General features: G+C 72.4%; 28 protein-coding genes and 1 tRNA gene. 15 read left to right on the top strand and 14 right to left on the bottom strand.

The features are described from left to right. Positions 1 to 93 precede the first annotated feature (93 nt). Together ABD198_RS03830 and ABD198_RS03825 are read right to left on the bottom strand one after the other, a co-directional pair. On the bottom strand, positions 94 to 1,308 hold the full coding sequence (locus ABD198_RS03830) for an acyl-CoA dehydrogenase family protein (protein ID WP_343997883.1): 1,215 nt from the start codon (positions 1,306 to 1,308) through the stop codon (positions 94 to 96). Positions 1,309 to 1,313: 5 nt separating this feature from the next. Next, positions 1,314 to 2,336, bottom strand: a complete 1,023-nt coding sequence (locus ABD198_RS03825; RefSeq protein ID WP_343997882.1) for a phosphotransferase family protein — start codon at positions 2,334 to 2,336, stop codon at positions 1,314 to 1,316. Positions 2,337 to 2,612: 276 nt separating this feature from the next. Between ABD198_RS03825 and ABD198_RS03820 the strand changes: the two genes are divergently transcribed. Next, positions 2,613 to 3,539 (top strand): NADP-dependent oxidoreductase, encoded by a 927-nt coding sequence (locus tag ABD198_RS03820; RefSeq protein WP_343997881.1) that lies wholly within the window; start codon positions 2,613 to 2,615, stop codon positions 3,537 to 3,539. 86 nt (positions 3,540 to 3,625) lie between these two features. Here ABD198_RS03820 and ABD198_RS03815 read toward each other — a convergent pair whose 3' ends face one another. From ABD198_RS03815 to ABD198_RS03800, 4 genes are read right to left on the bottom strand one after another with little or no spacing between them, the layout of a single operon-like run. Beyond that, positions 3,626 to 3,964, bottom strand: coding sequence for a DUF202 domain-containing protein (locus ABD198_RS03815; protein WP_343997880.1), 339 nt, complete (start codon positions 3,962 to 3,964; stop codon positions 3,626 to 3,628). Next, positions 3,952 to 4,344, bottom strand: a complete 393-nt coding sequence (locus ABD198_RS03810; protein ID WP_343997879.1) for a YidH family protein — start codon at positions 4,342 to 4,344, stop codon at positions 3,952 to 3,954. Before ABD198_RS03810 ends, ABD198_RS03815 begins: the two co-directional genes overlap by 13 nt. Positions 4,345 to 4,371: 27 nt before the next feature. Then, entirely contained in the window at positions 4,372 to 4,887 is a 516-nt protein-coding gene (locus ABD198_RS03805) for an NUDIX hydrolase (RefSeq protein ID WP_343997878.1), read from the bottom strand. Positions 4,888 to 4,917: 30 nt separating this feature from the next. Continuing rightward, positions 4,918 to 5,817 carry a DMT family transporter gene (locus ABD198_RS03800; RefSeq protein ID WP_343997877.1) on the bottom strand — a complete coding sequence of 300 codons (900 nt, stop codon included), beginning with the start codon at positions 5,815 to 5,817 and terminating at the stop codon, positions 4,918 to 4,920. A gap of 326 nt (positions 5,818 to 6,143) precedes the next feature. Here ABD198_RS03800 and ABD198_RS03795 point away from each other — a divergent pair, with 326 nt between their 5' ends. The 4 genes from ABD198_RS03795 to ABD198_RS03780 all read left to right on the top strand — a co-directional run bounded on the left by ABD198_RS03795 (position 6,144) and on the right by ABD198_RS03780 (position 10,259). Continuing rightward, entirely contained in the window at positions 6,144 to 7,094 is a 951-nt protein-coding gene (locus ABD198_RS03795) for a hypothetical protein (protein WP_343997876.1), read from the top strand. Between the two features lie 84 nt (positions 7,095 to 7,178). Next, positions 7,179 to 8,720, top strand: a complete 1,542-nt coding sequence (locus ABD198_RS03790; RefSeq protein WP_343997875.1) for an APC family permease — start codon at positions 7,179 to 7,181, stop codon at positions 8,718 to 8,720. A gap of 130 nt (positions 8,721 to 8,850) precedes the next feature. Then, entirely contained in the window at positions 8,851 to 9,630 is a 780-nt protein-coding gene (locus ABD198_RS03785; RefSeq protein ID WP_425580406.1) for a molybdopterin-dependent oxidoreductase, read from the top strand. A 2-nt stretch (positions 9,631 to 9,632) separates the two neighbouring features. After that, positions 9,633 to 10,259, top strand: a complete 627-nt coding sequence (locus ABD198_RS03780; RefSeq protein ID WP_343997874.1) for a cytochrome b/b6 domain-containing protein — start codon at positions 9,633 to 9,635, stop codon at positions 10,257 to 10,259. 87 nt (positions 10,260 to 10,346) lie between these two features. Here the strand turns inward: ABD198_RS03780 and ABD198_RS03775 are convergent, their stop codons facing one another. After that, positions 10,347 to 11,744 (bottom strand): GntP family permease, encoded by a 1,398-nt coding sequence (locus ABD198_RS03775; RefSeq protein WP_343997873.1) that lies wholly within the window; start codon positions 11,742 to 11,744, stop codon positions 10,347 to 10,349. 85 nt (positions 11,745 to 11,829) lie between these two features. Continuing rightward, the gene (locus tag ABD198_RS03770; RefSeq protein ID WP_343997872.1) at positions 11,830 to 12,348 is read right to left on the bottom strand and encodes a gluconokinase; all 519 of its coding nucleotides are present in this window, start codon (positions 12,346 to 12,348) and stop codon (positions 11,830 to 11,832) included. Between the two features lie 139 nt (positions 12,349 to 12,487). On the opposite strand from ABD198_RS03770, the gene ABD198_RS03765 reads away from it, so the two are divergent. Beyond that, positions 12,488 to 13,189: a FadR/GntR family transcriptional regulator gene (locus ABD198_RS03765; RefSeq protein ID WP_343997871.1), complete on the top strand. Its 702-nt coding sequence runs from the start codon at positions 12,488 to 12,490 to the stop codon at positions 13,187 to 13,189. A gap of 63 nt (positions 13,190 to 13,252) precedes the next feature. On the opposite strand, the gene ABD198_RS03760 is transcribed toward ABD198_RS03765, so the two are convergent. Both ABD198_RS03760 and ABD198_RS03755 read right to left on the bottom strand, forming a co-directional pair. Continuing rightward, entirely contained in the window at positions 13,253 to 13,624 is a 372-nt protein-coding gene (locus ABD198_RS03760; RefSeq protein WP_343997870.1) for a YchJ family protein, read from the bottom strand. 92 nt (positions 13,625 to 13,716) lie between these two features. Next, a tRNA-Leu gene (locus tag ABD198_RS03755) sits at positions 13,717 to 13,801 on the bottom strand. A gap of 195 nt (positions 13,802 to 13,996) precedes the next feature. Between ABD198_RS03755 and ABD198_RS03750 the strand changes: the two genes are divergently transcribed. The 3 genes from ABD198_RS03750 (at position 13,997) to ABD198_RS03740 (ending at position 16,574) form a co-directional block, all read left to right on the top strand. Further along, the gene (locus ABD198_RS03750) at positions 13,997 to 15,322 is read left to right on the top strand and encodes a M20/M25/M40 family metallo-hydrolase (protein WP_343997869.1); all 1,326 of its coding nucleotides are present in this window, start codon (positions 13,997 to 13,999) and stop codon (positions 15,320 to 15,322) included. Positions 15,323 to 15,470: 148 nt separating this feature from the next. Then, positions 15,471 to 15,704 (top strand): chaplin ChpH, encoded by a 234-nt coding sequence (gene chpH, locus ABD198_RS03745; RefSeq protein ID WP_343997868.1) that lies wholly within the window; start codon positions 15,471 to 15,473, stop codon positions 15,702 to 15,704. A gap of 132 nt (positions 15,705 to 15,836) precedes the next feature. After that, positions 15,837 to 16,574: a chaplin gene (locus tag ABD198_RS03740; RefSeq protein WP_343997867.1), complete on the top strand. Its 738-nt coding sequence runs from the start codon at positions 15,837 to 15,839 to the stop codon at positions 16,572 to 16,574. A 69-nt stretch (positions 16,575 to 16,643) separates the two neighbouring features. Here ABD198_RS03740 and ABD198_RS03735 read toward each other — a convergent pair whose 3' ends face one another. Then, the gene (locus ABD198_RS03735; RefSeq protein WP_167990418.1) at positions 16,644 to 16,832 is read right to left on the bottom strand and encodes a DUF5703 family protein; all 189 of its coding nucleotides are present in this window, start codon (positions 16,830 to 16,832) and stop codon (positions 16,644 to 16,646) included. Between the two features lie 47 nt (positions 16,833 to 16,879). On the opposite strand from ABD198_RS03735, the gene ABD198_RS03730 reads away from it, so the two are divergent. Beyond that, entirely contained in the window at positions 16,880 to 17,599 is a 720-nt protein-coding gene (locus ABD198_RS03730; protein ID WP_343997866.1) for a hypothetical protein, read from the top strand. A 45-nt stretch (positions 17,600 to 17,644) separates the two neighbouring features. Here the strand turns inward: ABD198_RS03730 and ABD198_RS03725 are convergent, their stop codons facing one another. Together ABD198_RS03725 and ABD198_RS03720 are read right to left on the bottom strand one after the other, a co-directional pair. Then, entirely contained in the window at positions 17,645 to 19,660 is a 2,016-nt protein-coding gene (locus ABD198_RS03725) for a helix-hairpin-helix domain-containing protein (protein WP_343997865.1), read from the bottom strand. Beyond that, entirely contained in the window at positions 19,657 to 20,643 is a 987-nt protein-coding gene (locus tag ABD198_RS03720) for an aldo/keto reductase (protein ID WP_343997864.1), read from the bottom strand. Before ABD198_RS03720 ends, ABD198_RS03725 begins: the two co-directional genes overlap by 4 nt. Before the next feature lie 453 nt (positions 20,644 to 21,096). On the opposite strand from ABD198_RS03720, the gene ABD198_RS03715 reads away from it, so the two are divergent. Together ABD198_RS03715 and ABD198_RS03710 are read left to right on the top strand one after the other, a co-directional pair. After that, a complete protein-coding gene (locus ABD198_RS03715) occupies positions 21,097 to 22,152 on the top strand; it encodes an LLM class F420-dependent oxidoreductase (RefSeq protein WP_343997863.1) in 1,056 nt (351 codons plus the stop codon). Between the two features lie 299 nt (positions 22,153 to 22,451). After that, complete coding sequence (locus ABD198_RS03710; RefSeq protein ID WP_343997862.1) at positions 22,452 to 23,240, top strand: ferritin-like domain-containing protein; 789 nt, start codon at positions 22,452 to 22,454, stop codon at positions 23,238 to 23,240. A 52-nt stretch (positions 23,241 to 23,292) separates the two neighbouring features. Here ABD198_RS03710 and corA read toward each other — a convergent pair whose 3' ends face one another. Further along, positions 23,293 to 24,288 (bottom strand): magnesium/cobalt transporter CorA, encoded by a 996-nt coding sequence (gene corA, locus ABD198_RS03705; protein WP_343997861.1) that lies wholly within the window; start codon positions 24,286 to 24,288, stop codon positions 23,293 to 23,295. Between the two features lie 149 nt (positions 24,289 to 24,437). Here corA and ABD198_RS03700 point away from each other — a divergent pair, with 149 nt between their 5' ends. The 3 genes from ABD198_RS03700 (at position 24,438) to ABD198_RS03690 (ending at position 26,641) form a co-directional block, all read left to right on the top strand. Then, entirely contained in the window at positions 24,438 to 25,124 is a 687-nt protein-coding gene (locus ABD198_RS03700) for a histidine phosphatase family protein (protein WP_343997859.1), read from the top strand. Between the two features lie 129 nt (positions 25,125 to 25,253). Next, a complete protein-coding gene (locus ABD198_RS03695) occupies positions 25,254 to 25,844 on the top strand; it encodes a DUF3090 domain-containing protein (RefSeq protein WP_343997857.1) in 591 nt (196 codons plus the stop codon). After that, a complete protein-coding gene (locus ABD198_RS03690; protein ID WP_343997856.1) occupies positions 25,808 to 26,641 on the top strand; it encodes an SCO1664 family protein in 834 nt (277 codons plus the stop codon). Before ABD198_RS03695 ends, ABD198_RS03690 begins: the two co-directional genes overlap by 37 nt. Positions 26,642 to 26,679: the final 38 nt, after the last annotated feature.

Raw genomic sequence — 26,679 nt, 5'->3', positions numbered from 1 at the left:
CAGGTCGTTCGTCACACATCGACGTTGGACGCCCTCGTCTCATGTCCGCAGGCGATCCCTTGGACTCATTCATCTAGAGGTCATCGACGGACGCTACCGGTACTTCTTCAGCTCCCGCCGTGCCAGCGAGCGCTGGTGCACCTCGTCCGGGCCGTCGGCGATCATCAGCGTGCGCGCGCCCGCGTACAGCTCCGCCAGCGGGAAGTCCTGGCTGACCCCGCCCGCGCCGTACAGCTGGATCGCCCGGTCGAGAATCCCGACGACCGTGCGCGGGGTGGCGATCTTGATGGCCTGGATCTCGGTGTGCGCTCCCCGGTTGCCGACCGTGTCCATCATCCAGGCCGTCTTCAGCACCAGCAGCCGAAGCTGCTCGACGGCCACACGGGCGTCGGCGATCCAGTTCTGCACCACGCCCTGCTGGGCCAGCGCCTTGCCGAAGGCGTCCCGGCTCACCGCACGCCGGCACATCAGCTCGATCGCCCGCTCGGCCATGCCGATCAGCCGCATGCAGTGGTGGATCCGTCCGGGGCCCAGCCGGGCCTGGGCGATGGCGAAGCCGCCGCCCTCCTCGCCGATCAGGTTCGACACCGGCACCCGGGCGTGATCGAAGATCACCTCGGCGTGGCCGCCGTGGTAGTGGTCCTCGTAGCCGAAGACCTGCATCGCCCGCTTCACCGTGACCCCGGGCGTGTCGCGGGGGACCAGCACCATCGACTGCTGGCGGCGGATGTCCGGCCCGTCGGGGTCCGTCTTGCCCATCACGATGAAGATCTTGCAGTCCGGGTGCATCGCCCCGGAGATGTACCACTTGCGGCCGGTGATGACGTACTCGTCGCCGTCCCGCTCGATGTGCGTGGTGATGTTGGTGGCGTCCGAGGAGGCCACGTCCGGCTCGGTCATCGCGAACGCCGAGCGGATCTCACCGGCGAGCAGCGGTTCGAGCCACTGCTTCTTCTGCGCCTCGTCGCCGAACTGCGCCAGCACCTCCATGTTGCCGGTGTCGGGCGCCGCGCAGTTGGTGACCGTGGGCGCGATCTGCGGGGAGCGGCCCATGATCTCGGCGAGCGGGGCGTACTGGAGGTTGGTCAGGCCGGCGCCGTACTCCTCGTCCGGCAGGAACAGATTCCACAGGCCCTGCCTGCGCGCCTCGGCCTTCAGCTCCTCCACCACGGGCACCGTCTCCCACGGCGAGGCGAGCTCCGCGCGCTGCTCGTGGGCGGTCCGCTCGGCCGGGTAGACGTACTCGTCCATGAAGGCCAGCAACTTGGCGCGCAGCTCCTCGGTGCGTGCGTCGAACGCGAAGTCCATGTCCGTCAGCCTTCCTGAAGAGTCGTCAGACCGTGCTCGATGAAGACCGGCACCAGGTCGCCGATGCGCTCGAAGCCGCGCCCGACCGTCTGGCCCAGGGTGTAGCGGTAGTGGATGCCCTCGAGGATCACCGCGAGCTTGAACCAGGCGAACGCCGTGTACCAGGACACGGCGGAGACGTCGCGGCCCGAGCGGGCGGCGTACCGCTCGATCAGCTCGCCGGGGGACGGGTGGCCGGGGGCGGTGGCGGTGGTGGAGACGGGGGAGTCGGCCAGCTCCAGCGGCTCGCTGTACATCACCAGCAGCCCGAGGTCGGTGAGCGGGTCGCCGAGCGTGGACATCTCCCAGTCGAGGATCGCCCGGATCCGGTCGTCCTCGCCCAGCAGGACGTTGTCGAGCCGGTAGTCGCCGTGGATCACCGTCGGCGCGGGGGAGTCGGGCAGCGCCCGGCCGAGGGCCGAGTGCAGCTCGTCGATGCCGGCCAGCTCCCGGTTGCGGGAGGCGTCCAGCTGCTTGCCCCAGCGGCGCAGCTGCCGGTCCAGGAAGCCCTCCGGGCGGCCGAAGCCGGCGAGCCCGACCTCGGCGGGGTCCACCGCGTGCAGCTCGACCAGCGTGTCCACCAGGTTCAGCAGGGCGTCCCGGGTGCGCTGCGGGCCGAGCACGGAGAGCTGCTCGGCGGTGCGGTACGGGGTGCCCTCGACGAACTCCATGACGTAGAACGGCGCGCCGAGCACCTCCTCGTCCTCGCACAGCAGCAGCGGGCGCGGCACCGGGACGGCGGTCGGGTGCAGGGCGCTGATCACGCGGTGCTCGCGCTTCATGTCGTGCGCGGTCGCCAGCACATGCCCGAGCGGGGGCCGCCGGACGACCCACTGCGAGGTGCCGTCGCCGACCGCGTAGGTGAGGTTCGACCTGCCGCCCTCGATCAGCCGGCCGGACAGGGGGCCGTTCACCAGGCCGGGCCGCTCGCGGTCGAGCAGGCCGCGCAGCCGGTCGAGATCGAGTCCGGGCGGGTGGTCGGGGCTCATCGTCGCTCCTGTCGGGGAGGTGAAGGGTGGTCACCTCATGATGCCGACCGGTCGGTATGTCGTCCAGAGGGGGGGGCGAAACGTGATCGGAGCCACGATATCCCTGCGGGGCCCTGCGGCACCCTCCTGACCGGCGCCGACCTGGCCGGTCGCCCGGTGCGCGCCCGGGTCCGAAGGCCCGTGCCCGGCCGGGCCGCGCGGCCGGATTCGCCCCGCCCGGCTGTCCTGGCATCCTCCGGCTTGCGCCGGGCGCGGCGCACCTGGAGGGTCGGAGCCATGAAGGCGATCAGCTACTCACGGTACGGCGGACCCGAGGTGCTCGAACTCGGCGAGGTCCGCGATCCGAAGGTCGGTCCCGACTCGGTCCTGGTGAAGGTGCGCGCGGCGGCGGTCAACCCGGTCGACTGGAAGTGCCGCGAGGGCTATCTCGACGGCATCCTCGACGCCGTCTTCCCGGTGATCCCCGGCTGGGACGTCTCCGGCGTGGTGGTCCGGCCGGGGGTGGCCGTGGCGGAGTACGCCGAGGGCGACGAGGTCATCGGCTACGTCCGCGAGGACTTCCTCTCCCGCGGCACCTTCGCCGAGTACGTGGCGGCGCCGGTGCGCACCCTGGCCCGCAAGCCGCGCAACCTCTCCTTCGAGGAGGCGGCCGGACTGCCCCTCGCGGGGCTCACCGCCTATCAGACGCTGCACAAGGTGCTGCGGATCGGCCGGGGCGAGACGGTCCTGGTGCACGCCGCGGCCGGCGGGGTCGGCTCCCTCGCCGTCCAGCTCGCCGTGCACGCCGGCGCCCGCGTCATCGGCACCGCGAGCGAGCGCAACCACGACTTCGTGCGCGAACTGGGCGGGGAGCCGGTGAGCTACGGGGACGGCCTGGCCGACCGGGTGCGGCAACTCGCCCCCGACGGCGTGGACGCGGTCTTCGACTCGGTCGGCGGCGAGGCGCTGGCGGTCTCGGCAGCCCTCCTCGCCGAGAAGGGCCGGCTGGCCTCCATCGCCGACCCGGAGGTCGTGAAGCACGGCGGCCAGTACTACTTCGTGCGCCCCGACCACGAGGACCTGACCCGCCTGACGGAACTGGCGGAGGAGGGCGCGATCACCGTCCACGTCTCCCGGACGTTCCCCCTGGAACGCACGGCAGACGCCCACCGCGCCAACCAGGAGGGCCGCACCCGAGGCAAGATCGTCGTCACGGTGGACTGACCTTGCGGCCACCGGCTGCGCCACGGACCCGGACAACGCGCCGCAGGTGCGCATGGAGCTGCCCCAGCCCGTGACCCGGACCGGCCTCACCACACCAGGGCCGCCGCGCACCCCGCCAGGGCCACCGTGCACAGGACCGTCGCGGTGGCGTGCCGTAGTTGCAGAGCCGCCGGCTTGCCGGTGGATGACAGCGTGCGGATGCGGTGGTGGGCGAGGAGGAGGAAGGTCAGCCAGCAGGTGCAGCACAGGGCGCAGAGGAGGACGCCCGCTGTCGTCACCCCGCCGTGGAGTACGGACCGGATGGCGAGGACCGCGGCGACCGTGCCGGACAGGGTGGTGCGCCGCCAGGCGAGGCGGGTCCGCTCGGGCTGCAGCCCGGGGTCGCGCTCCGGCGCGGCGGCCGCCCGCCCCCTCACCCGTCCCACCCGACGAGCACCACGACCACCATCGCCACCGCCACGACCGCGACGACGAGGCTCAGCAGCGCCGGGAACCGGGACACCGGCAGATCCTCGCCCCGGCGCATCGCCCGCTCGCAGCGCACCCAGTGGTTGACGGCGCGCAGCGCGCACAGCACGCCCGCGGCGAGCAGCGCCAGCGCGAGTCCCACCCGCCAGCCCCAGCGCAGGTCCGGCAGGAACTGGTCCACCGCGAAGCCGCCGCCGATCAGGGCGAGCGCCGTGCGCAGCCAGGCGAGGAACGTGCGCTCGTTGGCCAGCGAGAACCGGTAGTCGGGCGTCTCGCCCTCCGTCCGTACGTCCTCGGGCACGAACCACAGCCGCACATTGCGCACAAACTCGCTCACGGCGCGACCCTACCCGTGCAGACGCGGTCAGCCCGCCGCACGGTGCGCCCGCAGACGCCGGTAGGCGGCCAGCCCGTCCGGCACCCACTCCCACTCGGTCAGCCGCCGCTCCAGCTCCGCCTCGCCGATGAAGGAGTGCCAGGCGACCTCCTCCGGCTGCGGCCGCACCGGCAGGTCGCAGCGGACCTCGTACACCGCCGACCACCAGCTGCGCCCGGCGCCGTCGTCGTACAGGAACCTGAACAGGCGCCGGGGCGCGGGCAGGCCGCTCACGCCCAGCTCCTCCTCGGCCTCGCGCAGGGCCGCCTCGTCGTAGCTCTCGCCCGCGCCCACGACACCGCCGACGAACATGTCGTACAGCGAGGGAAAGACCAGCTTGCTCGGGGTGCGCCGGTGCACGAAGACCCGCCCCTCGGCGTCCCGGACCCACACGAAGACGCACCGGTGCCGCAGCCCCCGGGCGTAGGCCTCGCCGCGCGGGCTCCGGCCGATCACCCGGTCGTCCTCGTCCACGATGTCGAGCATCTCGTCGGCGGAACTCATGCCGCCCATCCAAGCAGGCCGCGCGGACGCTCAGGGCAGCAGTTCGAGCTCCGAGGCGCCGGGTTCCGGCCGCTGTGTCCCGGGCGGCATCGCCGGATGCAGGCCCAGCAGCAGCACGCCCAGGACTATCGCCGCCAGGCCGCCGGCCTCCCAGCCCAGGGATCCGGCGTCGGTGCGCAGCCGGTCGCCGAGGATGCCGACGCCGCAGACGATGCCGGCCAGCGGCTGGGCCGCGGTCAGCGCGGGCAGCGACATGCGCAGGGGAGCGGTCTCGAACGCACTCTGCACCAGCACCAGCGCGGTCACGCCCAGCACCAGTACCGCGTACGGCTGCCAGCCGCTCATCAGCGCCGCGAAGCCGCCGTCGGCGAAGCGCTGTCCGCTCACCCGCGTCAGCGCGTCCTGCACGCCGTACAGCGTCCCGGCGGCGATGGCCAGCAGCACCGGCCCCACGGTGAGCCGGACGCGCCGGGCGCAGCCCGTGAGCAGCAGGGCGAGGGCCAGCATGCCGCCGATGATCAGCCAGTGCCGCACCGGATCGGTGACGGCGTGGCCGCCGACGGGCTCACCGGCCACGACGAACGCCGTCACCCCGCCCGCCAGCAGGGCCAGGCCCGCCCAGCCCTGGCGGCCCAGCGGCTGCCGGGTCTGGCGGCGTGAGAGCACGAGCGCGAACAGCAGGTTGGTCGCCAGCAGCGGTTCCACCAGGGACAGCTCGCCCTGGCCGAGCGCGGCGGCCCCGAGCCCCATGCCGGCAACCATCAGCGCCGTGCCGCCCAGCCAGCGCGGCATCCGCATCAGATCGGCCAGCAGCCGCAGCGACAGGAAGTCGCCGAGGGGGGCGCGCTGGGCCGCGTTCTGCTGGAGCACGAACCCGAAGCCCAGGCAGCACGCGGCGCTCACGGCGAGCACCAGTACCGGAACGGACACGCTGCGTACCTCGGAGGTCGTGCGGGGTCACGGACGTGTAGCACCTGACTCTAGCCGCGCCTCGGGCGGAGCGCCTCCCTCCGCAGGCGTCGGTTGGGTCACAGATTGCCTCTTTTGTTCTGCTGGGGTGTGTGCCACGACGTGCCACAACAGTCCCGGTCAGTCACAGGAGTTGACGCGTGTAACAGCGGAGGCGCCCTTGACGGCCACTGTTGGCTGCCGGTTTGCTGTCCGTGATCAGTTCATGGCGGACGGCAGCCGACCACTGCCGAACCGACCGCCGCCGTGGACCGAGCCACAAGAAGAGCGCGTGAGGAAGTCCCGCGGTGCCCCCACCCCCGCCTCCCCTCGGCCGTGCCCGCAGACGTGCGGCGCAGTCCTTCGACGAGGCTCTCGACGACGCCGAGCTCGTCGCCGCCCGAGCCGCACTGGCCCAGGGGCGCTGGCAGCAGACCCGCTCCCTGCTGGTCCACACGGGTGACGACTGGGACCGGCGCGGCCACCGCGTCACCGTCCTCGCCGGCGAGTCGTACTGCGCGGCCTGGGCCCGTGAGTGGCTGCTCGCCGAACCGGAGTCCGCCGACGCCCGCGTCCTGCTCGCCCTCGCCCAGGTCCGGCGCGCCTTACGCGGCAAGGAGAAGCCCGTCCGCGCCCGCGAGGCCTGCCACGGCGCCGCCGAGCTCGTCCCGGCCGACCCCACCCCCTGGCTCGGCCTGCTCCTGCTGGAGTGCGCCCAGGGGGCCGGCGGCGACGTGGTCCGGGTCTTCGAGCAGGTCCGCACCCGCCACGCCGACCACCACCACGCCCATCACCTGATGGTCGGCTGGCTCGCCGAGCGCCGGGTGGACGCCGGGCGGGACCCCCTGCACGAGGTCTACGACTTCGCCAACTGGGCCGCCGAGCAGGCCCCCGCCGACTCGCCGCTGGCGGTCCTCCCGGTCATCGCCCACGCCGAGCGCTACCGCGCCCTGGCCGCCGCCGGACACGAGCCCGCCGACCCGGCCGCCTCCGGCCACTGGGTGGGCCGCCGCGCCCGGCAGGTGATGAAGGCCGCCTTCGACTGGTGGCTGGAGTGGGAGCGCGAGGACCACCCGCGCCGGCTGATCGACCTCAACTTCCTGGCCCACGCCAAGGTGTGCGAGGGGCGGGGAGCCGAGGCCGCGGCCCTGTTCCACCGCATCGGCGACCACGCCACCCCGGCCCCCTGGTCCTACCCCGACCGCGACCCGCTGACCGCCTTCCGCACGGCCCGGGCCACGGTCCTGGGCGCGGGCTAGCCCCCACGCCCCTGCCCCCGCAACCGACCCAAGCCCCCGCAACCGATCCAAGCCCCCCGTGACCGACCCAAGGACGGACTCCCGATGACGACGGACAGTTCGAGCACCAGCAGAGCCACAGCCGAGGGCATCAGCACCTTCAAGGGGCAGGAGCGCGCGCTGCGCGCCGACCGCCTCGGCACGGGGGGCCTGCTGCTCTCCGTCCTCGCGGCGACCGCCCCCCTGATGGTCGTCGCCGGTGTCATGCCTACAACATTCGCGGTGATGGGCATCATCGGCCAGCCGCTGCTCTTCGTGGTGCTCGGCACCGTGCTGGTGCTGTTCAGCCTCGGCTACGCCGAGATGAGCCGGCATGTGCACAACGCCGGCGCCTTCTACGCCTACATCTCCCGCGGCCTCGGCGGCACCGCGGGAGCGGGCGCCGCCATGGTCGCCCTGGTCGCCTACAACTCCCTCCAGGTCGGCATCTACGGCATCTTCGGTTTCGAGGTCTCCGGGCTCTTCGCCACCTACGCCGACATCGAGATGGCCTGGTGGATACCGGCGCTCACCGCCGTGCTCGCGGTCGGCGTGCTCGGCTGGCTGAAGATCGACGTCAACGCGCGCCTGCTGGGCGTGCTGCTGGTCATCGAGGTCCTGCTCGTCGTCGTCTTCGACGTCGCCGCCATCGCCGACCCCGGCAAGGAGGGCCTGTCGCTGCACGCCTTCAACCCCGACACCCTCACCGGCGCCGGCGTCGGCACCGCCCTGTGCTTCTGCATCGCCGCCTTCCTCGGCTTCGAGCAGGCCCCCGTCTACGCCGAGGAGACCAACCGGCCGCACGTCCTGGTGCCCCGCGTGATGTTCCTCGCCGTCACCGGCGTCGCCGTCTTCTTCGCCATCAGCAGCTGGGCGCTCACCGTCGCCACCGGCCCCGCCGGGATCGTCGGCGCCTCCCGCGAGCACAGCGCGGGACTGCTGTTCTTCCTCACCGAGGCCCGGCTCGGCGAGACCTTCACCGACGTGCTGCACGTGCTCTTCGTCACCGGCATGTTCGCGGCCATGCTCAGCTTCCACAACGTGGTCGCCCGCTACGCCTTCGCCATGGGCCGCGAGGGCCTGCTGCCCGCCGCCTTCGGCCGCACCACCGGCGGCAGCGGCGCCCCCGGCACCGGCTCACTGCTGCAGACCGTCATCGCCACCGTCCTCGTCCTGGCCTTCGCGCTCACCGACGACAAGCCGAACGGCGACCCGACCGCGCCCGTGCTGCACCTGTTCACCTGGGGCGGCAACATCGGAGCCCTCGGCGTGATCGTGCTGATGGCCCTCGCCTCCCTGTCCGTGGTCACCTTCTTCGTCCGCCGCGGCGCCGCCGGCGCCCAGGCCTGGCGGCTGGTCACCTCCGGCCTGGCCGGCCTCGCCCTGGTCGTGATCGCCGGCTACACCGTCAAGGACTTCGACGTCCTGGTCGGCGCCGGCCCCGACTCCTCGCTGCGCTGGATCCTGCCCGGCGTCATCGGCCTCGCCCTGCTCGCCGGCCTGGTCCAGGGCCTGGTCCTGCGCAGCCGCGCCCCCGAGACCCACGCCCGCATCGGCCTCGGCAACGAGGCGTTCCAGCTGGAGAAGGCGGCCGAGAGCACGCAGTAGGCCGGCCATCGCCCAGCCGTGGCTCCCCGCACGCTTCGGCCACGGCTTACGGAATCCTGACGAGCACCCGCGATCCCTGGCCCCTGGGGGACGCGGGTGCTCGAATGAAGAGGTGAACTCCGCCGACGAGGTGAACCCCGCACCGCCACCCGACGACCAGGACGCACCCGACCGGGACGCACCCGACGACCGGGACGCGCCCGACGCCCGCGGCAAGCCCGTCGGCCGCCGCGTGGTGCTCGGCACCCTCGGCCTCGGCGCCCTGGGCGTGCTCGCCGCGCCGCCGCTCCAGCGCGGGCTGGAGTCCTTCCTCGCCGCGGCCTCCGACAAGGACCCCACCGGCCTGACCCACCTGCTCCCCAACGGCGGCGGCTTCCGCTACTACTCCGTCACCTCCTCGGTGCCCCGCAAGGGCCCCGCCGACTACCGGCTCACCGTCGGCGGCCTGGTCGACCGCCCCGCCGCCTACACCCTGGCCGACCTCAGGGCCCTGCCGCAGACCCGCCTGGTCCGGGACGTCCAGTGCGTCACCGGCTGGCGGGTGCCGGACACCCCGTTCGAGGGCGTACGGCTGTCGCTGCTCCTCGACGCGGCCGGAGTGCGCCCGGGGGCGAAGGCGGTGCGCTTCACCTGCTTCGACGGCGCCTACTCCGAGAGCCTCACCCTCGACCAGGCCCGCCGCACCGATGTGCTGGTCGCCCTGCGGATGCAGGACAAGGACCTCGGCCACGCCCACGGCGGCCCCGTCCGCCTCTATGTGGCCCCCATGTACTTCTACAAGTCCGCGAAATGGCTCTCCGGCATCACCGTCACCGGGGACGTCGTCCCCGGCTACTGGGAGAAGCGCGGCTACGACATCGACGCCTGGGTCGGCCGCTCGAACGAACGCGACGACGAGCCCACGAGCTGATGATGAGCCCACGAGCCGACGCACCGCCCGCCGCCCCCGCGACCGTGCGGCGCTTCGGCCCCGCGCAGAAGTGGGTGCACCGCGCCACGGCCGCCCTGATGGGCCTGTGCGTCCTCACCGCCGCCTGCCTGTACATCCCGCAGCTCGCCCAGCTCGTCGGCCGCCGCGCCCTGGTGGTCACCGTGCACGAGTGGTCCGGGCTCGGCCTGCCGCTGCCGGTCCTGGCCGGGCTCGCCTCCCGCGCCTTCCGCGCCGACCTGGGCCGGCTCAACCGCTTCGGCCCGCACGACCGCACCTGGCTGCGCGCCGCGCTGCGCCGCGACAAACGCCCCTCCGCCCGCCCGGCCGGCAAGTTCAACGCCGGGCAGAAGCTCTACGCCGCCTGGATCGCCGGGGCCACGCTGGTGATGCTGGGCACCGGCCTGATGATGTGGTTCACCCATCTCACCCCGCTGATGTGGCGCACCAGCGCGACCTTCGTGCACGACTGGCTGGCCCTCACCATCGGCATCGTCCTCGCCGGGCACATCGGCATGGCCCTGGCCGACCCGGAGGCCCGCCGCGGCCTGCGCACCGGCTCTGTCAGCCGGGAGTGGGCCCAGCGCGAGCACCCGTTGTGGCGGCCATGAACGACGCCCGGCCGCGGGGCAGCGCGCTCGCTGCCGCCACGGCCGGGCGGGTGTCCGGAAGCTGTCCGACCGCCGCTATATGAGCCGCTATATGAGCAGGGACAGCAGCAGCACGATCGCCCCGGCGACCACCGAGATGATCGTCTCCATCACGGACCAGGTCTTGATGTTCTGGCCGACGCTGAGCCCGAAGTACTCCTTCACCAGCCAGAACCCGGCGTCGTTGACATGGCTGAAGAAGAGCGAGCCGGCACCGATCGCGAGGACCAGCAGCGCCGCGTGGGTGGTGGACATGTCGGCCGCCAGCGGCGCCACCAGACCGGCCGCCGAGACGGTCGCCACGGTCGCCGAACCGGTCGCCAGCCGGATCGCCACGGCGATCAGCCAGGCCAGCAGCAGCGCGGGTATCGACCAGTCCTCGGAGATCTCCAGGACCATCTGACCCACACCGGTGTCGATCAGCGTCTGCTTGAAGCCGCCGCCCGCGCCGACGATCAGCAGGATGCCCGCGATGGGGGCGAGGCTCTTCTCGACCAGCGGCGACAGGCGCTCCTTGCCGAAGCCGGCCGGCCTGAGCAGCGTGAAGATGCCGACCAGCACGGCCGCCAGCAGGGCGATCAGCGGGGAGCCGATGACGTCGAAGACCCGCTGGACGGTGTTCTCCGGGTCGTCGATCACGATGTCCACCAGCGCCTTGGCGAGCATCAGCACGACCGGCAGCAGGATGGTGAACAGGGTCGGGCCGAAGCCGGGCCGCCGCTGAAGGTCCTCCGAGGCGCGCTGCGGGATCATCCGCTCGGGCGCGGGCACGTCCACCCAGCGGGCGGCGTACTTCGAGAAGACGGGGCCGGCGATGATCACGGTCGGGATGGCGACCAGCACGCCCAGGGCCAGGGTGACACCGAGGTTGGCGCCCACCGCGTCGATGGCGACCAGCGGGCCGGGGTGCGGCGGAACCAGCCCGTGCATCACCGACAGACCGGCGAGCGCCGGGATGCCGATGCGCATCAGCGAGTAGTTGCCGCGCTTGGCGACCATCAGCACGACCGGGATCAGCAGGACGACGCCGACCTCGAAGAACAGCGGCAGACCGATCACCGAGGCGATCAGCACCATCGCCCACGGCATCGAACGCCCGCCCGCCTTGGCGAGGATGGTGTCCACGATCTCGTCGGCGCCGCCCGAGTCGGCGAGCATCTTGCCGAGGATCGCGCCGAGCGCGATCAGTACGCCGACACCGGCGACGGTGGAGCCGAGCCCGGCGCTGAAGCTGGTGATGACCTTGTCCAGCGGCGCCCCGGCGAACGCGCCGAGCGCCAGTGACCCGATGGTCAGCGCCAGGAAGGCGTGCAGCTTGAACTTGGTGATGAGCAGGACGATGACGGCGATGCCCGCCAGGACGGCGATGCCCAGCTGAGCGTGGCCGGCCGAGGTGATCGGCTCGGGTGCGTCCGCTGCCAGCATCTCGACGCTGAGTCTGGTCACGGTGGATCCCTTGCAGGTACGGGGAGTCGGGGGGAGAAGACCGGGGTGGTGGGGGAGCACCCCGGGGATAAGCGGCCGGTCGGGCTCATGCGGCCGGCTCGGGGAGCTCGGCGAGGGCGGCGACCGCCCGCGCGATGATCTCCTCCGGGCTGCCCGTCACGTCCACGGCGACCCCGGTCTCGTCCCGCTCCAGGGGCTGGAGCGTGGCGAACTGGGAGTCGAGCAGCGCCGTGGGCATGAAGTGGCCCTTCCGGTGCGACATCCGGTCCTCGATCAGCGCGCGGTCACCCGTGAGGTGCAGGAACACCACGCCCGGTGCGGCATTCCGCAGCCGGTCGCGGTACGACCGCTTCAGCGCCGAGCAGCTGACCACCCCGCCGAGTCCGGCCCGCCCCTGAGCCCAGTCGCCGATGGCGTCCAGCCACGGCCACCGGTCCTCGTCGGTGAGCGGAGTGCCGGCCGACATCTTGGCGATGTTGGCCCCCGGGTGGAAGTCGTCGCCCTCGGCGTACGGGACGCCGAGCCGGGCGGCGAGCAGAGGACCGATGGTGGTCTTGCCGGTGCCCGCGACGCCCATGACCACGACGACATGGGGGGTGTTCATCCGCTGCCTCACTGTCTGCTGTCTTCGTCGACACGTGATGTCGACGCACACTGAAACCTATTAGGTACGACGAATTCAAGAGTCTGTGACATATAAGTCTGACTTTTTGTTTCCGTGATCCGCCTCGTACTCTGAGTGCATGAGCACCACGGGCCGGGGGCTGCACGGCCGCGTACTGGACACCCTCGGCCCCGAGATCACCGCGGGTACGTATCCGCCGGGCAGCGTTCTGCGCACCGACGAGCTGGCCCAGCGTTTCGACGTGTCACGCTCCGTGATGCGCGAGGTGGTGCGGGTCCTGGAGTCCATGCACCTGGTCGAGTCCCGGCGGCGCGTGGGCGTGACCGTCCTTCCGGCCTGCGAGTGGAACGTCTACGACCCGCAGGTCATCCGCTGGCGTCTGGCCGGCGCGGACCGCCCCCGCCAGCTGCGCTCCCTCACCGTGCTGCGCTCGGCCGTCGAACCCGTCGCCGCCCGGCTCGCCGCCGAGAACGCCACGGCTCAGCAGTGCGCCGAACTCACCGAGGCCGCGCTCGGCATGGTCGCCCACTCACGCGGCCACAAGCTGGAGGGCTACCTCTTCCACGACGTGGCCTTCCACCGCGTCATCCTCACCGCGTCCGGCAACGAGATGTTCGCCCGGCTCGGCGACGTCGTCGCCGAGGTCCTGGCCGGCCGCACCCACCACGACGTGATGTTCCACGACCCCGACCCGGCCGCCGTCACCCTGCACGTCCAGGTCGCCGAGGCGGTCCGCGCACGCGACACGGAACGCGCCGAACGCCTGACCCGCGAGATCACCGAGGGCGCGCTCCAGGAGCTGGACATCCTGGCGCCGTAGCGCTGTTGCGGGTGGACGGCACGACCGTGCGGGCGCCGGGTGCCCGCACTCAGGAAGTCGCTGTCAGCTCAGGAAGTCGCCGTCGACATAGACCCAGGCGCCGTCCACTCGCTCGAACCGGCTGCGCTCGTGCAGCGAGCCGCCCCGGTAGGACGCCCGGAAGGTGACGCTTCCGGTGCTGTGGAAGGCGGACCCGTCCGTGGTCTGAAGGATCTCCAGGCCCGTCCAGCGCATCCCGGCGTCGAAGTCGATCCGCTCGGGGCGGGTGCGCGGATGCCAGGTCCGCAGCAGATAGCCGGCGTCCTGCCGGACGAAGGCGCTGTAGCGCGACCGCATCAGCTTCTCGGCGGTCGGCGCCGCCGCGCCGCCGTGGTACCGGCCGCAGCACTCCTCGTACGCCGCGGGCAGCCCGCACGGACAGGAACGCGTGGTCATGATCCCCCTCCGCGGCGCGATCGTCTTCCCTGCAACTCTTCCCTGCAACGCGCGAGGGCCGCGACCTTCGCGGTCGCGGCCCTCGCCTCACGTGTCCGAGGGGGGACTTGAACCCCCACGCCCGATAAAGGGCACTAGCACCTCAAGCTAGCGCGTCTGCCATTCCGCCACCCGGACAAGGTGTCTGTCGCGCGGGTTTCCCCCCGCGGCGACGACGTAAACATTACCAGGTGTTCCCCGGTGACCCGATCACCCCCGGGCTCGAAGGCCCCGGTCGCCGCGGCCGGGCCCGGGGCTTGGGTGCCGGGCGGTGCGGGGAGAGGATGTGGGGAGCACCCACAGCCCACCAGCAGTGACAGCGGGAGGAAGCACGTGAGCGAGACGGACACGGCCAGGAGCGTCACCGGTGAGGACGAGGTCGTGGACCTCTGCCGCGAGCTGATCCGGATCGACACCAGCAACTACGGCGACCACTCCGGCCCCGGCGAGCGCAAGGCGGCCGAGTACGTCGCCGAGAAGCTCGCCGAGGTCGGGCTCGAACCCAAGATCATCGAGTCCCACCCGGGGCGCGCCTCCACGGTGGCCCGGATCGAGGGCGAGGACCCCTCCCGGCCCGCGCTGCTCATCCACGGCCACACCGACGTCGTCCCGGCCGACGCCGACGACTGGACCCACCATCCGTTCTCCGGGGAGATCGCCGACGGATGCGTGTGGGGGCGCGGCGCCGTCGACATGAAGGACATGGACGCGATGACCCTCGCGGTCGTCCGCGACCGGCTGCGCAGCGGCCGCAAGCCCCCGCGCGACATCGTGCTCGCCTTCCTCGCCGACGAGGAGGCCGGCGGCACCTACGGCGCCAAGTACCTGGTGCGCGAGCACCCGGAGCTCTTCGAGGGCGTCACCGAGGGCATCGGCGAGGTCGGCGGCTTCTCCTTCACCGTCAACGAGCAGCTGCGCCTGTACCTGGTGGAGACCGCCGAGAAGGGCATGCACTGGATGCGGCTCACCGTCGAGGGCACCGCCGGGCACGGCTCGATGACCAACACCGACAACGCCATCACCGAGCTGTGCGAGGCCGTCGCCCGCCTCGGCCGCCACACCTGGCCGGTGCGCGTCACCAAGACCGTACGGGCCTTCCTGGACGAGCTGTCCGACGCGCTCGGCACCGAGCTCGACCCGGAGAACATGGACGAGACGCTCGCCAGGCTCGGCGGCATCGCCCGGATGATCGGCACCACGCTGCGCAACTCGGCGGCGCCCACCATGCTCGGCGCCGGCTACAAGGTCAACGTCATCCCCGGCCAGGCCACCGCCCACGTCGACGGCCGCTTCCTGCCCGGCTACGAGGAGGAGTTCCTCGCCGACCTCGACCGCATCCTCGGCCCGCGGGTGAAGCGGGAGGACGTGCACGCCGACAAGGCGCTGGAGACCGACTTCGACGGCAGGCTGGTCGACGCCATGCAGACCGCCCTGCGCGCCGAGGACCCGATCGCCCGGGCCGTGCCCTACATGCTCTCCGGCGGCACCGACGCCAAGTCCTTCGACGACCTGGGCATCCGCTGCTTCGGCTTCGCCCCGCTGAAGCTGCCCCCGGAGCTGGACTTCGCCGGGATGTTCCACGGTGTGGACGAGCGGGTGCCCGTCGACGGTCTCAAGTTCGGGGTTCGCGTCCTCGACCGGTTCCTGGACGCCTCATGACCCTCCAGGCGCCCCCAACAATCGGGCAGATGTCCGGAGTTGACCGGTACGGGTGAATGCGACCATAAGCTCGTAGCCTCATCACCCCTCCTTCGTTACCCGTGGTGTGATCCGCAATTTGGGGTCGCATTGCCAACAAGGAGGAATAATGATCAAGAAGGTCGTCGCTGTCGCGGCTGCCACCGGTGGGCTGGTTCTCGCGGGCGCGGGCATGGCCGCTGCGGACTCCGGTGCCCAGGGTGCCGCTGTGCACTCCCCGGGCGTCGTGTCCGGCAACGTGATCCAGGCCCCGATCCACGTCCCCGTGAACGTCTGCGGCAACACGGTCTCCGTGATCGGGCTGCTGAACCCCGCCTTCGGCAACACCTGCGTCAACCAGTGACCTTGTGCCCTGCCCGTTAGGGCAGGTCACTTCAGGGTTTTGAACCCGTCGGCCCCGGAACGCGCGCCATGCGCTCCGGGGCCGACCGGTCTTGACGAACATGGGAACTTTCCGAAGGCAGGGAAATCGACTATGCGACAGGTCACCCGCAAGGGACTGATGACCGTGGCGGCCGCGACCGGGGTCATCGCCGCCGCGGGAGGGGCCGCCCACGCGGACTCCGGAGCACACGGCACCGCCTCCGGCTCGCCGGGCGTGCTCTCCGGCAACTCGGTGCAGGCACCGGTGGACGTACCGGTCAATGTCTGCGGCAACACCGTCAACGTCGCCGGGATCCTCAATCCGGCCGTGGGCAACACCTGTGTCAACGAGGGGGGCTCCGCGGCGTCCGGCAACGGCGGCTCCGGCGCACACGGCGGCGCGCACGCGGACGGCAAGGCCGCCGGCTCGCCCGGTGTCGCCTCCGGCAACCAGGTGCAGGCACCCGTCCACGTTCCGGTGAACGTCTGCGGCAACAGCGTCGACGTCCTCGGTGCCGGCAACGCCGCCGAGGGCAACGGTTGCGCGAACGGCTCCACCGGCACCCCCAGCACGCCCGAGCAGCCCGGTGAGCCGGGCAGCCCCGACGAGCCGGAGCGCCCCGGTGAGCCGGGCGGCCCGGACATCCCGTCCACCCCGGACGACACCGGGCGCGACGGCTCCCCGGAGGGCGGAGACCAGCCGGAGTCCCGCGCCGACATCCAGCCCGCGGCCGAGACCCAGCTGGCCCACACCGGCAGCGACCTGCCGGTCGGCCTCGCCGTGCCCCTCGGTGCAGGCGCGCTGCTCGGCGGCGCCATCCTCTACCGCAAGGCGCGCGCGGTCCGCTGATCCAGGGCACACCCCGGGTGCCTCCGGGCACATGTCAGGGGCCTGCGGCGACGCCGCGGGCCCCTGATCTCACCAGGTGGCGCGCACCTGGCGGATGATCCGCCGCCTCAGCCGCACTCTGCGACTGCCGTCCCGCAACAGGGTCAGGCGGTACAACTCCCAGTGACCGTACTCTGCATGGTCCGTCAGCAGACGAGTCGTCTCCTTGCGGGAGACCCCGCGCGGCACGTACACGTCGACAAATTCGTATTCCGGCATCGCATCTATTGTGCGGTCCGGGGCCTGGTACGGATAGCGTCTGCACTATGTCTGATGCTGCGCAGCCCACCGCTGCCGAGGTACGCGCCGCCGCCGAGGCGGTCAAGACCGCGCTCGACCGCCACCTTGCCGCGGTCGAACGCCGGTCGGGGGACGACGACCCGGCCGTCTACGAGGCGTTCAACCAGCTGGCCGCGGCCGCGGAGGCGTACGACGAACTGCTCTACGACCGCTACGACGAGGTCACGCCCTTCGAGATCCCCGGCGGGGACGGCACGCTGCCGCCCTACGCCGGCCCCGAGGAGCCGAACGCCCTCAGCGTGCTGATCCGCCGCGACTACACCGTCGCGCAGCCCAAGCGGCTGCTGGCACACGCCCAGCGGATCGAGACGGCGGACGAGGGCGAGCCCACCCCGGCCTCCGGCACCGTGCACGGTGCGCTCGGCATCCTCTTCGGCGAGTTCGAGCCCGACGAGATCGCCTCCCGGCACAAGGAGTTCGGGCTGGAGGAGGGCGACTCCACCCTCTGGGTCACGGCGTCGGACGACCCGCCGGAGCCGGGGGAGTGGCTGGAGGCCCCCTTCGAGCAGGTGGGCCCCGAGCGGGTGGTGTGCCGCTTCGACGTCAGCGCGGTCTTCGACGACGAGGAGGACGACGAGGACGACGACCTCGAGGAGCACGTCGAAGACGACGAGGCGGACGTGGACGACGCGACCCTGGACGAGGACGAGGACGAGGACCTGGAACCCCTCGACACCGACCGCTGACGACGGTGGCCCGGCCCGGGCCACCGTCCACTCCTCGCCTTCCCGTCAGCCGGTCACGACCTGCGGCGCCAGCAGATGAGGCAGGCGCGTGGTCCGCGGCTTGGCCGGCACCTCGGCCACGGCCCTCGGCAGCGCCTGCTCCACCCCGTGCACCACGGACAGATGCCGGTCGGCCCGGCTGAACGCCGTGAACACCCACGGGCGGCTCAGCGCCGGCACCGCATCCCCCGGCAGCACCACGACCACCGCCGGCCAGCGGCAGCCCACCGCCTGGTGCGCGGTCAGCGCCCAGGCGTGCCGCACGGAGCGCTCCACCCGCTCCTTCGGCACGACGATCTCCTCACCGGCGCAGTCCAGATGCAGCCCCTCGGCGTCGGCCCGCACCACCCGGCCCGGCAGCATCCGCCCCGGAGCGGGGGAGTAGGCCACCCGGTCGCCCGGATCGAACCCGCCGAACCGGCCCGGACCGGGATTCAGCCGCTCCTTCAGCGCGGCGTTCAGCACCCGCGTCCCCACCGCGCCCCCGTGGCCCGGCGTGATCACCTGCGTCTCCTCGGCCGGCACACCGAGGGCACGGGGCACCGAGTCCACCACCAGCTGTACCGTCCGGTGCACCGCCTCGCCCGCGTCCCGCACCGGCACGATCACCACTTCCTTGCCGGGCGCCTCGACCTGGAGCAGCTCCCCGGCACCGACACCGGAGACCAGCTCGCCGAGCGGCCCCGGATCCGGCCGCCGGGAGGCGATCTGCGGACACACCCGCGCCGCCAGCAGATCGGCGAACACCCGCCCGGGCCCCACGGACCACAGCACCCCCGGATCACCGGACAGCACCAGCCGCGCCCCGTCCGGCAGCGACTCCGCCAGCAGCGCCGCCGCCTCCACATCCAGCTGCGGGGCGTCCAGCACCACCAGCAGATCCACGTCCAGCGTCCCGTCGGCGTCCCGCCCGGGACCCTCGGCCCCGGCCAGCAGCCCGGCCACCGTCGCCACACCCGGTCCGTCCTCGCCGACCAGCGCCGCGAACCGGGCCCGCCCCACGGGGCTGTGCACGGCGGCCCAGGCCCGCAGCCCCATGCCCTGCGCGGCCCGCAGCAGCGCCGCCGGCTCGGCCCGCGCCGCCTCGCCGCCGGTGTGCAGCACCAGCCCGTGCCCGGCGACGGCACGGATCAGCTCAGCCGCGGACCCCTCGGCCTCTGCGGCAGCGGACTCCCACTCCTCACCGGACCCGTCCTGCTCGGGCACGGAGTTGACCAGCCGGGCCAGCCCGTCGGCGAGGCTCTCCTCGGCCAGCGCATACCGCTCCAGCCCCACCAGCACCCGGACCGGCACCTCCTCCTCCCCCTCGGAGGGCGCCTCCAGGGCGTCCTGGAAGACCAGCACGTCCCCCTCGGAGACGGCACTGTGCACCGCCCCCTCCGCGTCCGGAACCCCCTGCCGCTCCAGCGCGGCGACCAGCGCCGGCATCTCCAGCGCCGTGTGCCCGGCGAGCGCCGCCTGCTTCAGCAGCCACACGGTGACCGCCCGGCCCCGCCGCTCGTCGTCCGGGGACGCCTCATCGCCGAGCAGCGCCCGCGCGAACGCGTCGGCCTGCTCCGGCCGCACCCCGAAGACCCGCAGCAACTGCCACGGATCCGCGCGCAGCAGCTCCCCGGCGCCCTCGCCCAGTACCTCCGCGGCCTGCACGGCGAGCCCCTCGGGCGCGCCGCCCTCCGCGAGCACCTCCCGCACCGCCTCGACGACATGCGGGGCGGCTTCCGCCCCGGCCGCCGGGACCGGCATCCGCCGCACCGGCTCGGGCGCGGGCCGCCGGGGCGCGGGCGCGGGCTCCTCGAACACCTTGGCCGGCGGCTTCTGCCCGCTCTCCACGGCCCGCACCGCGGCGAGCAGATCGGCGGCCCTGCCGCTCAGCTTGGCGCCGGCCTCGATGCGTCCCTTCTCCGCCTTGCGCCGCTCGATGCGCTCCCGCTCGATCCGCTGGGCCCGCAGCTCGGCCTCGGCCTCCGACAGCTGCTCACCCTCGGCCGGCTCGGCGTCCTCGGGAGTCTCGGGCGTGGTCACAGCGTGCTCCAGTCATGATCGGGATACCGGTGCACGGGCGCCGACACGTCGTCCAGCGCCCGGCAGATCTCGTCAGGAAGACTAAGCGCCTCCACTGACAATGCCGCCGTGAGCTGCTGTGCGTTGCGCGCGCCGACGATGGGGGCGGTCACTCCGGGGCGGTCGCGCACCCAGGCGAGGGCCACCTGCAGCGGGGTCACGGCCAGACCGTCGGCCGCGGTCGCCACGGCGTCCACGATCCGCCCGGCCGTCTCGTCCAGATACGGGGCGACGAACGGAGCGAGATGCTCCGAGGCACCCCGGGAATCCGGCGGCATCGCGTCATTGCGGTACTTCCCGGTCAGCACGCCGCGCCCCAGCGGCGAGGAGGGAAGCAGCCCGATGCCGAGATCGATGGCCGCCGGGAGCACCTCCCGCTCCACGCCCCGCTGCAGCAGCGAGTACTCCATCTGGGTGCTCGCCAGCCGGGTCCGTGCGCCCGGCGCCGCCAGTTGCCAGGTGCCGGCCTTGGCCAGCTGCCAGCCGCAGAAGTTGGAGACCCCGGCGTAGCGGGCCCGGCCGCTGCCGACGGCGATGTCCAGGGCCTGGAGGGTCTCCTCCAGGGGCGTCGTCGGGTCGTACGCATGTACATGCCATACGTCGACGTGGTCGGTGCCGAGCCTCTCCAGGGAGGCGTCCAGGGCGGACAGCAGATGGCCGCGGGAGCCGTTGAAACGGCGGTCGGGGTCCGGGACGCTGCCGGCCTTGGTCGAGATCACCAGGTCCCGGCGGGGCACCAGGCCGGCCATCAGCTTTCCGAGCAGGTACTCGGCCTCGCCGTCGCCGTACACGTCCGCGGTGTCGACGAGGGTTCCGCCCGCTTCCCAGAAGGTCTTCAGGAGGTCCGCGGCGTCGTGCTCGTCGGTGTCCCGACCCCAGGTCAGGGTCCCGAGCCCGATCCGGGACACGCGCAGGCCGGTACGGCCGAGATGCCTCTGCTCCATGAACGCCGAGATTACTGGCCAGAACCGTGCCTGTGGGTGCCTGTGGACAAGGCGATTCCCCTTCCCGCGGAGGGTCAACTGCGGCAACACCGGTGCAGGTCGCTCACGCGGGTGTTGACAAGTCACGGCCCGGCGCCCGGAGTTGCGTACGCACCCGGTGCGGGTGCGGGCCGGGGGTGGGTTTGCGCCAGCCCCGCTGGAGGGGGTGCCGCTGCGCCCACCCGTGCCTCCCCAGGCGGCACGAATGCCCACAGTGACGGCAGGCGCCGCCGCCCCGGCCCCGACTCACCCACCCAGCATGGGCGCTACGCGCACCCCCACCGGAGGGACAGTTGCGCCGCAGGCATGGCCACGCGCACCCCCACCCACCCGCAGGCACGCCACCACGCGAACCGCCGGAGGTATACGCTGCCCGCACTAAGCCACGTTACTCATCGGTAAGGGGAGACGGCCATGCAGCTCGGGATCAACCTCGGCTACTGGGGTGCCGGAATGGACGCGGACAACCTCACCGTGGCGCAAGAAGCCGACCGGCTCGGCTATGCGGTCTGCTGGGCCGCCGAGGCCTACGGCTCCGACGCCGCCACCGTTCTCGCCTGGGTCGCCGCCCAGACCACCCGCATCGACGTCGGCTCGGCCATCTTCCAGATCCCCGCCCGCCAGCCCGCGATGACCGCGATGACCGCCGCCACCCTCGACTCCCTCTCCGGCGGCCGCTTCCGCCTCGGCCTCGGCGTCTCCGGCCCCCAGGTCTCCGAGGGCTGGTACGGCGTCAAGTTCGACAAGCCCCTCGCCCGCACCCGCGAGTACGTCGAGATCATCCGCAAGGCCATGACCCGCGAGCGCCTCACCTACGAGGGCGAGCACTGGACGCTCCCCCTCCCCGGCGGCCCCGGCAAGCCCATCAAGCTCACCGTGCACCCCCAGCGCGAGCACATCCCGCTCTACATCGCCGCCATCGGCCCGAAGAACCTCGAGCAGACCGGCGAGATCGCCGACGGCGCCCTGCTGATCTTCCCCTCCGCCGACCACCTCGAGGAGACCGCCGTCAAGCACATCCGCGCGGGCCGCGAGAAGGCCGGCAAGACCCTCGACGGTTTCGACATCTGCCCCACCGTCCCGCTCGCCACCGGCGACGACAAGGACATCACCACCCTCGCCGACACCTTCCGCCCCTACACCGCCCTCTACGTCGGCGGCATGGGCAGCCGCAAGCAGAACTTCTACAACCAGCTCGCCCAGCGCATGGGCTACGAGAAGGAGGCCGCCGAGATCCAGGACAAGTACCTGTCCGGCGACAAGGAGGGCGCCGCGGCCGCCGTCCCGCACGACCTCATCGACTCCACCACGCTCCTCGGCTCGGTCGACCGCATCGCCGACCGCATGAAGGCCTACGCCGAAGCCGGCGTCACCACCCTCACCCTCGCCCCCGCCGGCTTCACCCTCGAGGAGCGCCTCGCCTCCCTCCGCGCCGGCACGGAGGCCCTGGAACGCGCCGGGCTGGCATAACGGCATAACCGCAGCCACAGCAGCAACCACATCGGACCGACAACCGCATCGGACCGACAACCGCATCGGACCGGCGCAACCCGCACAACCCCACGGCCGTGGTGGGGGCTCGGGGGCCCACCCCGCCACGGCCGTCAAACACAACAACGCCCGAGCGCGCCCGCGGTTACGCCCCGACACCCCCACCCGCTCCTCCATTTGGCGGGGTTGTCCGCCCCACCTGTTGCGGCGCCCGCCCGATCCGCATTTGACTCGTTCTTGGCCCGGCTTGCGCATCGGCGGAGAGGTGGCTGGTCCCCTTGCTTTCGGCCAAGAGTCTGTTCCAGGAGATCGTCGACAACGACGAGTCCTTCGCGCTGTTCTGCTCCATCGCCGCCAGCGGCGAGTCCCAGGGCGGCTGGGAGAACGCCCGCATCGCCGCCCTCGTCCCCGAGACCGAACGTGAGATGGCCCCCAAGATCACCCGCCACGGCGCCGACGAGGACAAGCACGGCCGCATCTTCAACGCCCTGATGAAGAAGCGCGGCCTGGACCCAGTCCCCGTACCGCCCGAGACGGACTACACCATGCTCCTCGAACGGGGCGGCATCGGTCTGGCCCACGACAAGCTCACGCGGGACGAGCCTCTCACCGTCCAGGACATCGTCACCTACCTCGCCCACAGCAGGGTCACCGAGCAGCGCGCCTCCGAGCAGATGCAGCTGCTGCGCAAGCACTTCGCCGACCACCCCGACCTGGGCCGGGCGGTGCAGATGATCTCCAACGACGAGGACAACCACCTCGCCTACTGCCACGAGGAACTGCTCCGCTTCGCCCGTGCCGGACACGGCCGCACCATCCAGCGGACCCTGCGCGAGTGCGCCCTCGCCGAGATCCGGATCTACCGCGACGTCAGCCTCGCCGTGATGGCCCACATGGGCCGCATCCTCGGCTGGTCCAGGCCCAAGGCCGCGCTCCTGGCCCTCGGCATCCGCGCGGTCTACCTCTTCGAACGCCTCGCCGGCTGGCGCCGCATGGTCTCCCTCAGGATGCCGGCCCGCCGCAACCCCCTGGGCGGCCCCGCCGGCCCCGAACCGGAATTCGCCTGAGCCCCCGCTCCCGAACCTGAGCCCTACCGCTCCCGAAGCGGCCACCCCTGCTCTACAGCCACCCCCGGCTCTTGAACAGCCGGAACAGCAGCACCTCCAGCCCGGCCATCAGCACGATCACCGCCGGATACGACCACCCCCACCGCAGTTCCGGCATGTGCTGGAAGTTCATGCCGTAGACCCCGGCGATCATCGTCGGCACCGCCGCCATCGCCGCCCACGCCGAGATCTTCCGCATGTCGTCGTTCTGCCGCACGCTCATCTGCGCCAGATGCGCCGACAGGATGTCCGACACCAGCCGGTCCAGCCCCTCCACGGACTCGTTCACCCGGGTGAGGTGGTCGTGCACGTCACGGAAGAACGGCCGGGCCTCCTCCGCCACGAACGGCACGCTCACCCCGGAGACGCCCACCCCCGCCAGCCGGTTCATCGGCAGGGACAGCGGGCCCGTCGCCCGCCGGAACTCCAGGATCTGCCGCTTGAAGTTGTAGATCCGCGACGCGGTGTGCCGAGAGCCCCCGCCGTCCGGGGAGAACACCTCCGCCTCCAGCTCCTCCAGATCGGTCCCCAGCTCGGTGGCGACCTCCAGATAGTGGTCGACGGTCGCGTCGGCGATCGCGTACAGCACGGCCGTCGGCCCCTTGCCCAGCAGCTCCGGCTCCTGCTCCAGCCGTTTGCGTACCATGCCGAGCGGCGCGCCCTCCCCGTGCCGGACGGTCACCACGAACGCGTCACCGAGGAAGACCATGACCTCGCCGGAGGACACCGTGTCGCTCCGGGGCTCGTAGACGACCGGCTTGAGCACCAGGAACAGCGAGTCGTCGTACACCTCGAGCTTGGGCCGCTGATGCGCCTTGAGGGAGTCCTCGACCGCCAGCGGATGCAGGCCGAACTCCTGCGAGACCGCATCGAACTCGTCCTCGGTCGGCTCGTGCAGCCCGATCCACACGAAGCCCCCCGCCGACCGCGCCGCGGCGAGCGCGGAGGTGAAGTCCCCGTCCCCCTCCGCACGGCGCCCCTCCCGGTAGACGGCACAGTCGACGATCACGAGGCGCACGCTCCTCTCACCGGCCGCACGTCACAGCCCACCGTCCGGCTCACGCAGCCCACCACCCGCACCTCACGGCCCACCGGGCGGACCCTCCGGCCGAACGGCACGCCACCCCGCTCCTGCCCGATACGCCTACCCTGGGCCGCATGCCCACCTTGCTGCTGGTCCGGCACGGACGTTCCACCGCCAACACCGAGCGCGTGCTCGCCGGCCGGATGCCCGGCGTCGCCCTCGACGAACGCGGCGCCGCGCAGGCCGCCGCCCTGCCCGCGCGGCTCGCCGAGGTGCCGCTCGCCGAGGTCGTCACCAGCCCGCTGCAGCGCTGCCGGGAGACCATCGGCCCGCTGCTCGAAGCCCGCCCCGGCCTGACCGCGCACACCGACGACCGCATCGGCGAGTGCGACTACGGCGACTGGTCGGGCCGCAAGCTCGACGAGCTGAAGGACGAACCGCTGATGGAGGTGGTGCAGGCGCACCCGACGGCCGCGGCGTTCCCCGGCGGGGAGTCCATGCGGGCGATGCAGCACCGCGCCGCCGAGGCGGTGCGCGAGTGGAACGCGCGGGTGGAGCGCGACCACGGCGCCGGCGCCGTGTACCTGATGTGTTCGCACGGGGACATCATCAAGTCCCTCGTCGCCGACGCACTCGGACTTCATCTCGACCTCTTCCAGCGGATCTCCGTAGATCCGTGTTCCGTCACCGCGATCCGCTACACCCGGCTGCGTCCCTTCCTGCTCCGCCTCGGCGACACCGGCGACTTCGCCTCGCTGGTGCCGAAGAACGAGCCGCCCGCCGACGACGCCACGGTCGGGGGCGGCGCGGGCGCACCGTGATCGTCGGCCGCAGTAGGGTGAAGCGGTTGCAGCACTGTCCGCCTTCGAGTTCACAAGCCGCCCGTACCCCCGACTCGCATCCCTACCCACAGCACCCACCACACCCACGACTCGTAATGGAGACAGGACGTGTCCCGTCAGGTGTTCCTCTATGACCAACCGGACCGCTTCGTGGCCGGTACGGTCGGACTGCCCGGGCGCCGTACGTTCTTCCTCCAGGCCTCCGCCGGCTCCCGGGTGACCAGCGTGGCCCTGGAGAAGACCCAGGTCGCCGCGCTCGCCGAGCGCATGGACGAACTGCTCGACGAGGTGGTCCGGCGCAGCGGCGGCAGCGCCGCGGTGCCGGCCGTGGCACCGGCCGAGATCACCGACACGGCCCCGCTGGACACCCCCGTGGAGGAGGAGTTCCGCGTCGGCACGATGGCCCTGGCCTGGGACGGCGAGGAGCAGCGCATGATCGTCGAGGCGCAGGCCCTGGTCGAACTGGACGCGGAGTCCGAGGAGGATCTCGCCGAGGCCGAGGAGCGGCTGCTCCAGGACGAGGAGAACGGCCCCCCGATGCTGCGCGTCCGGCTCACCGGCGCACAGGCCCGGGCCTTCGCCAAGCGCGCCCTCGACGTCGTCAACGCCGGGCGGCCGCCGTGCCCGCTGTGCAGCCTCCCGCTCGACCCGGAGGGACACGTATGTCCGCGCCAGAACGGCTACCGCCGCGGAGCGTGACGCCCGCCGGCCCGGCCGTCCGGGAGCTGCTCGCCCACGGCGAGCTGACCGTGCGCGGCCGTATCCGTGAGGCGTCGAACGCCGCCCTGTACTGCACCGTCCGCCACGACGGCCGCGAGGCCGCCTGCGTCTACAAGCCGGTCGCGGGGGAGCGGCCCCTGTGGGACTTCCCCGAGGGCACGCTCGCCGGGCGGGAGGTCGCGGCCTACGAGGTCTCCGAGGCGACCGGCTGGGGCCTCGTCCCGCCGACTGTGCTGCGCGACGGCCCGTACGGCGAGGGCATGTGCCAGCTGTGGATCGAGGCGACGCCGGACGCCGAGCTGCTCGCCCTGGTGGACGGCGAGGAGCCGGAACCCGGCTGGAAGGCCATCGGCCTCGCCGACGTCGGCGAGGGCCGCACCGCGCTGCTGGTGCACGCCGACGACGAGCGGCTGCGGCGGCTCGCGGTCCTCGACGCGGTGATCAACAACGCCGACCGCAAGGGCGGCCATCTGCTGCCCACCGAGGACGGCCGCCTGTACGGGATCGACCACGGCGTCACCTTCAACGTCGAGAACAAGCTGCGCACCCTGCTGTGGGGCTGGGCGGGTGAGCCGCTGACGCCGGAGGCCCTGGAGGTCCTCGACGGGCTGGGCAAGGCGCTCGCGGACGGCGGTCCGCTCGCCGCCCGGCTCGCCCCGCTGCTCACCCCGGCCGAGATCGAGCAGACCCGCGGCCGGGTCGAGGGGCTGCTCACCAGCGGCCGTCATCCGGAGCCGAGCGGCGACTGGCCCGCCATCCCCTGGCCGCCGGTCTGAGCGGCGCCGCCGCCCGGCTGCCCCAAGGGATGACACCG

It is taken from the genome of Streptomyces thermocarboxydovorans (assembly GCF_039524635.1).
GTDB classification, from domain to species: domain Bacteria; phylum Actinomycetota; class Actinomycetes; order Streptomycetales; family Streptomycetaceae; genus Streptomyces; species Streptomyces thermocarboxydovorans.
This window is presented reverse-complemented; position numbering and strand designations above follow the sequence as displayed.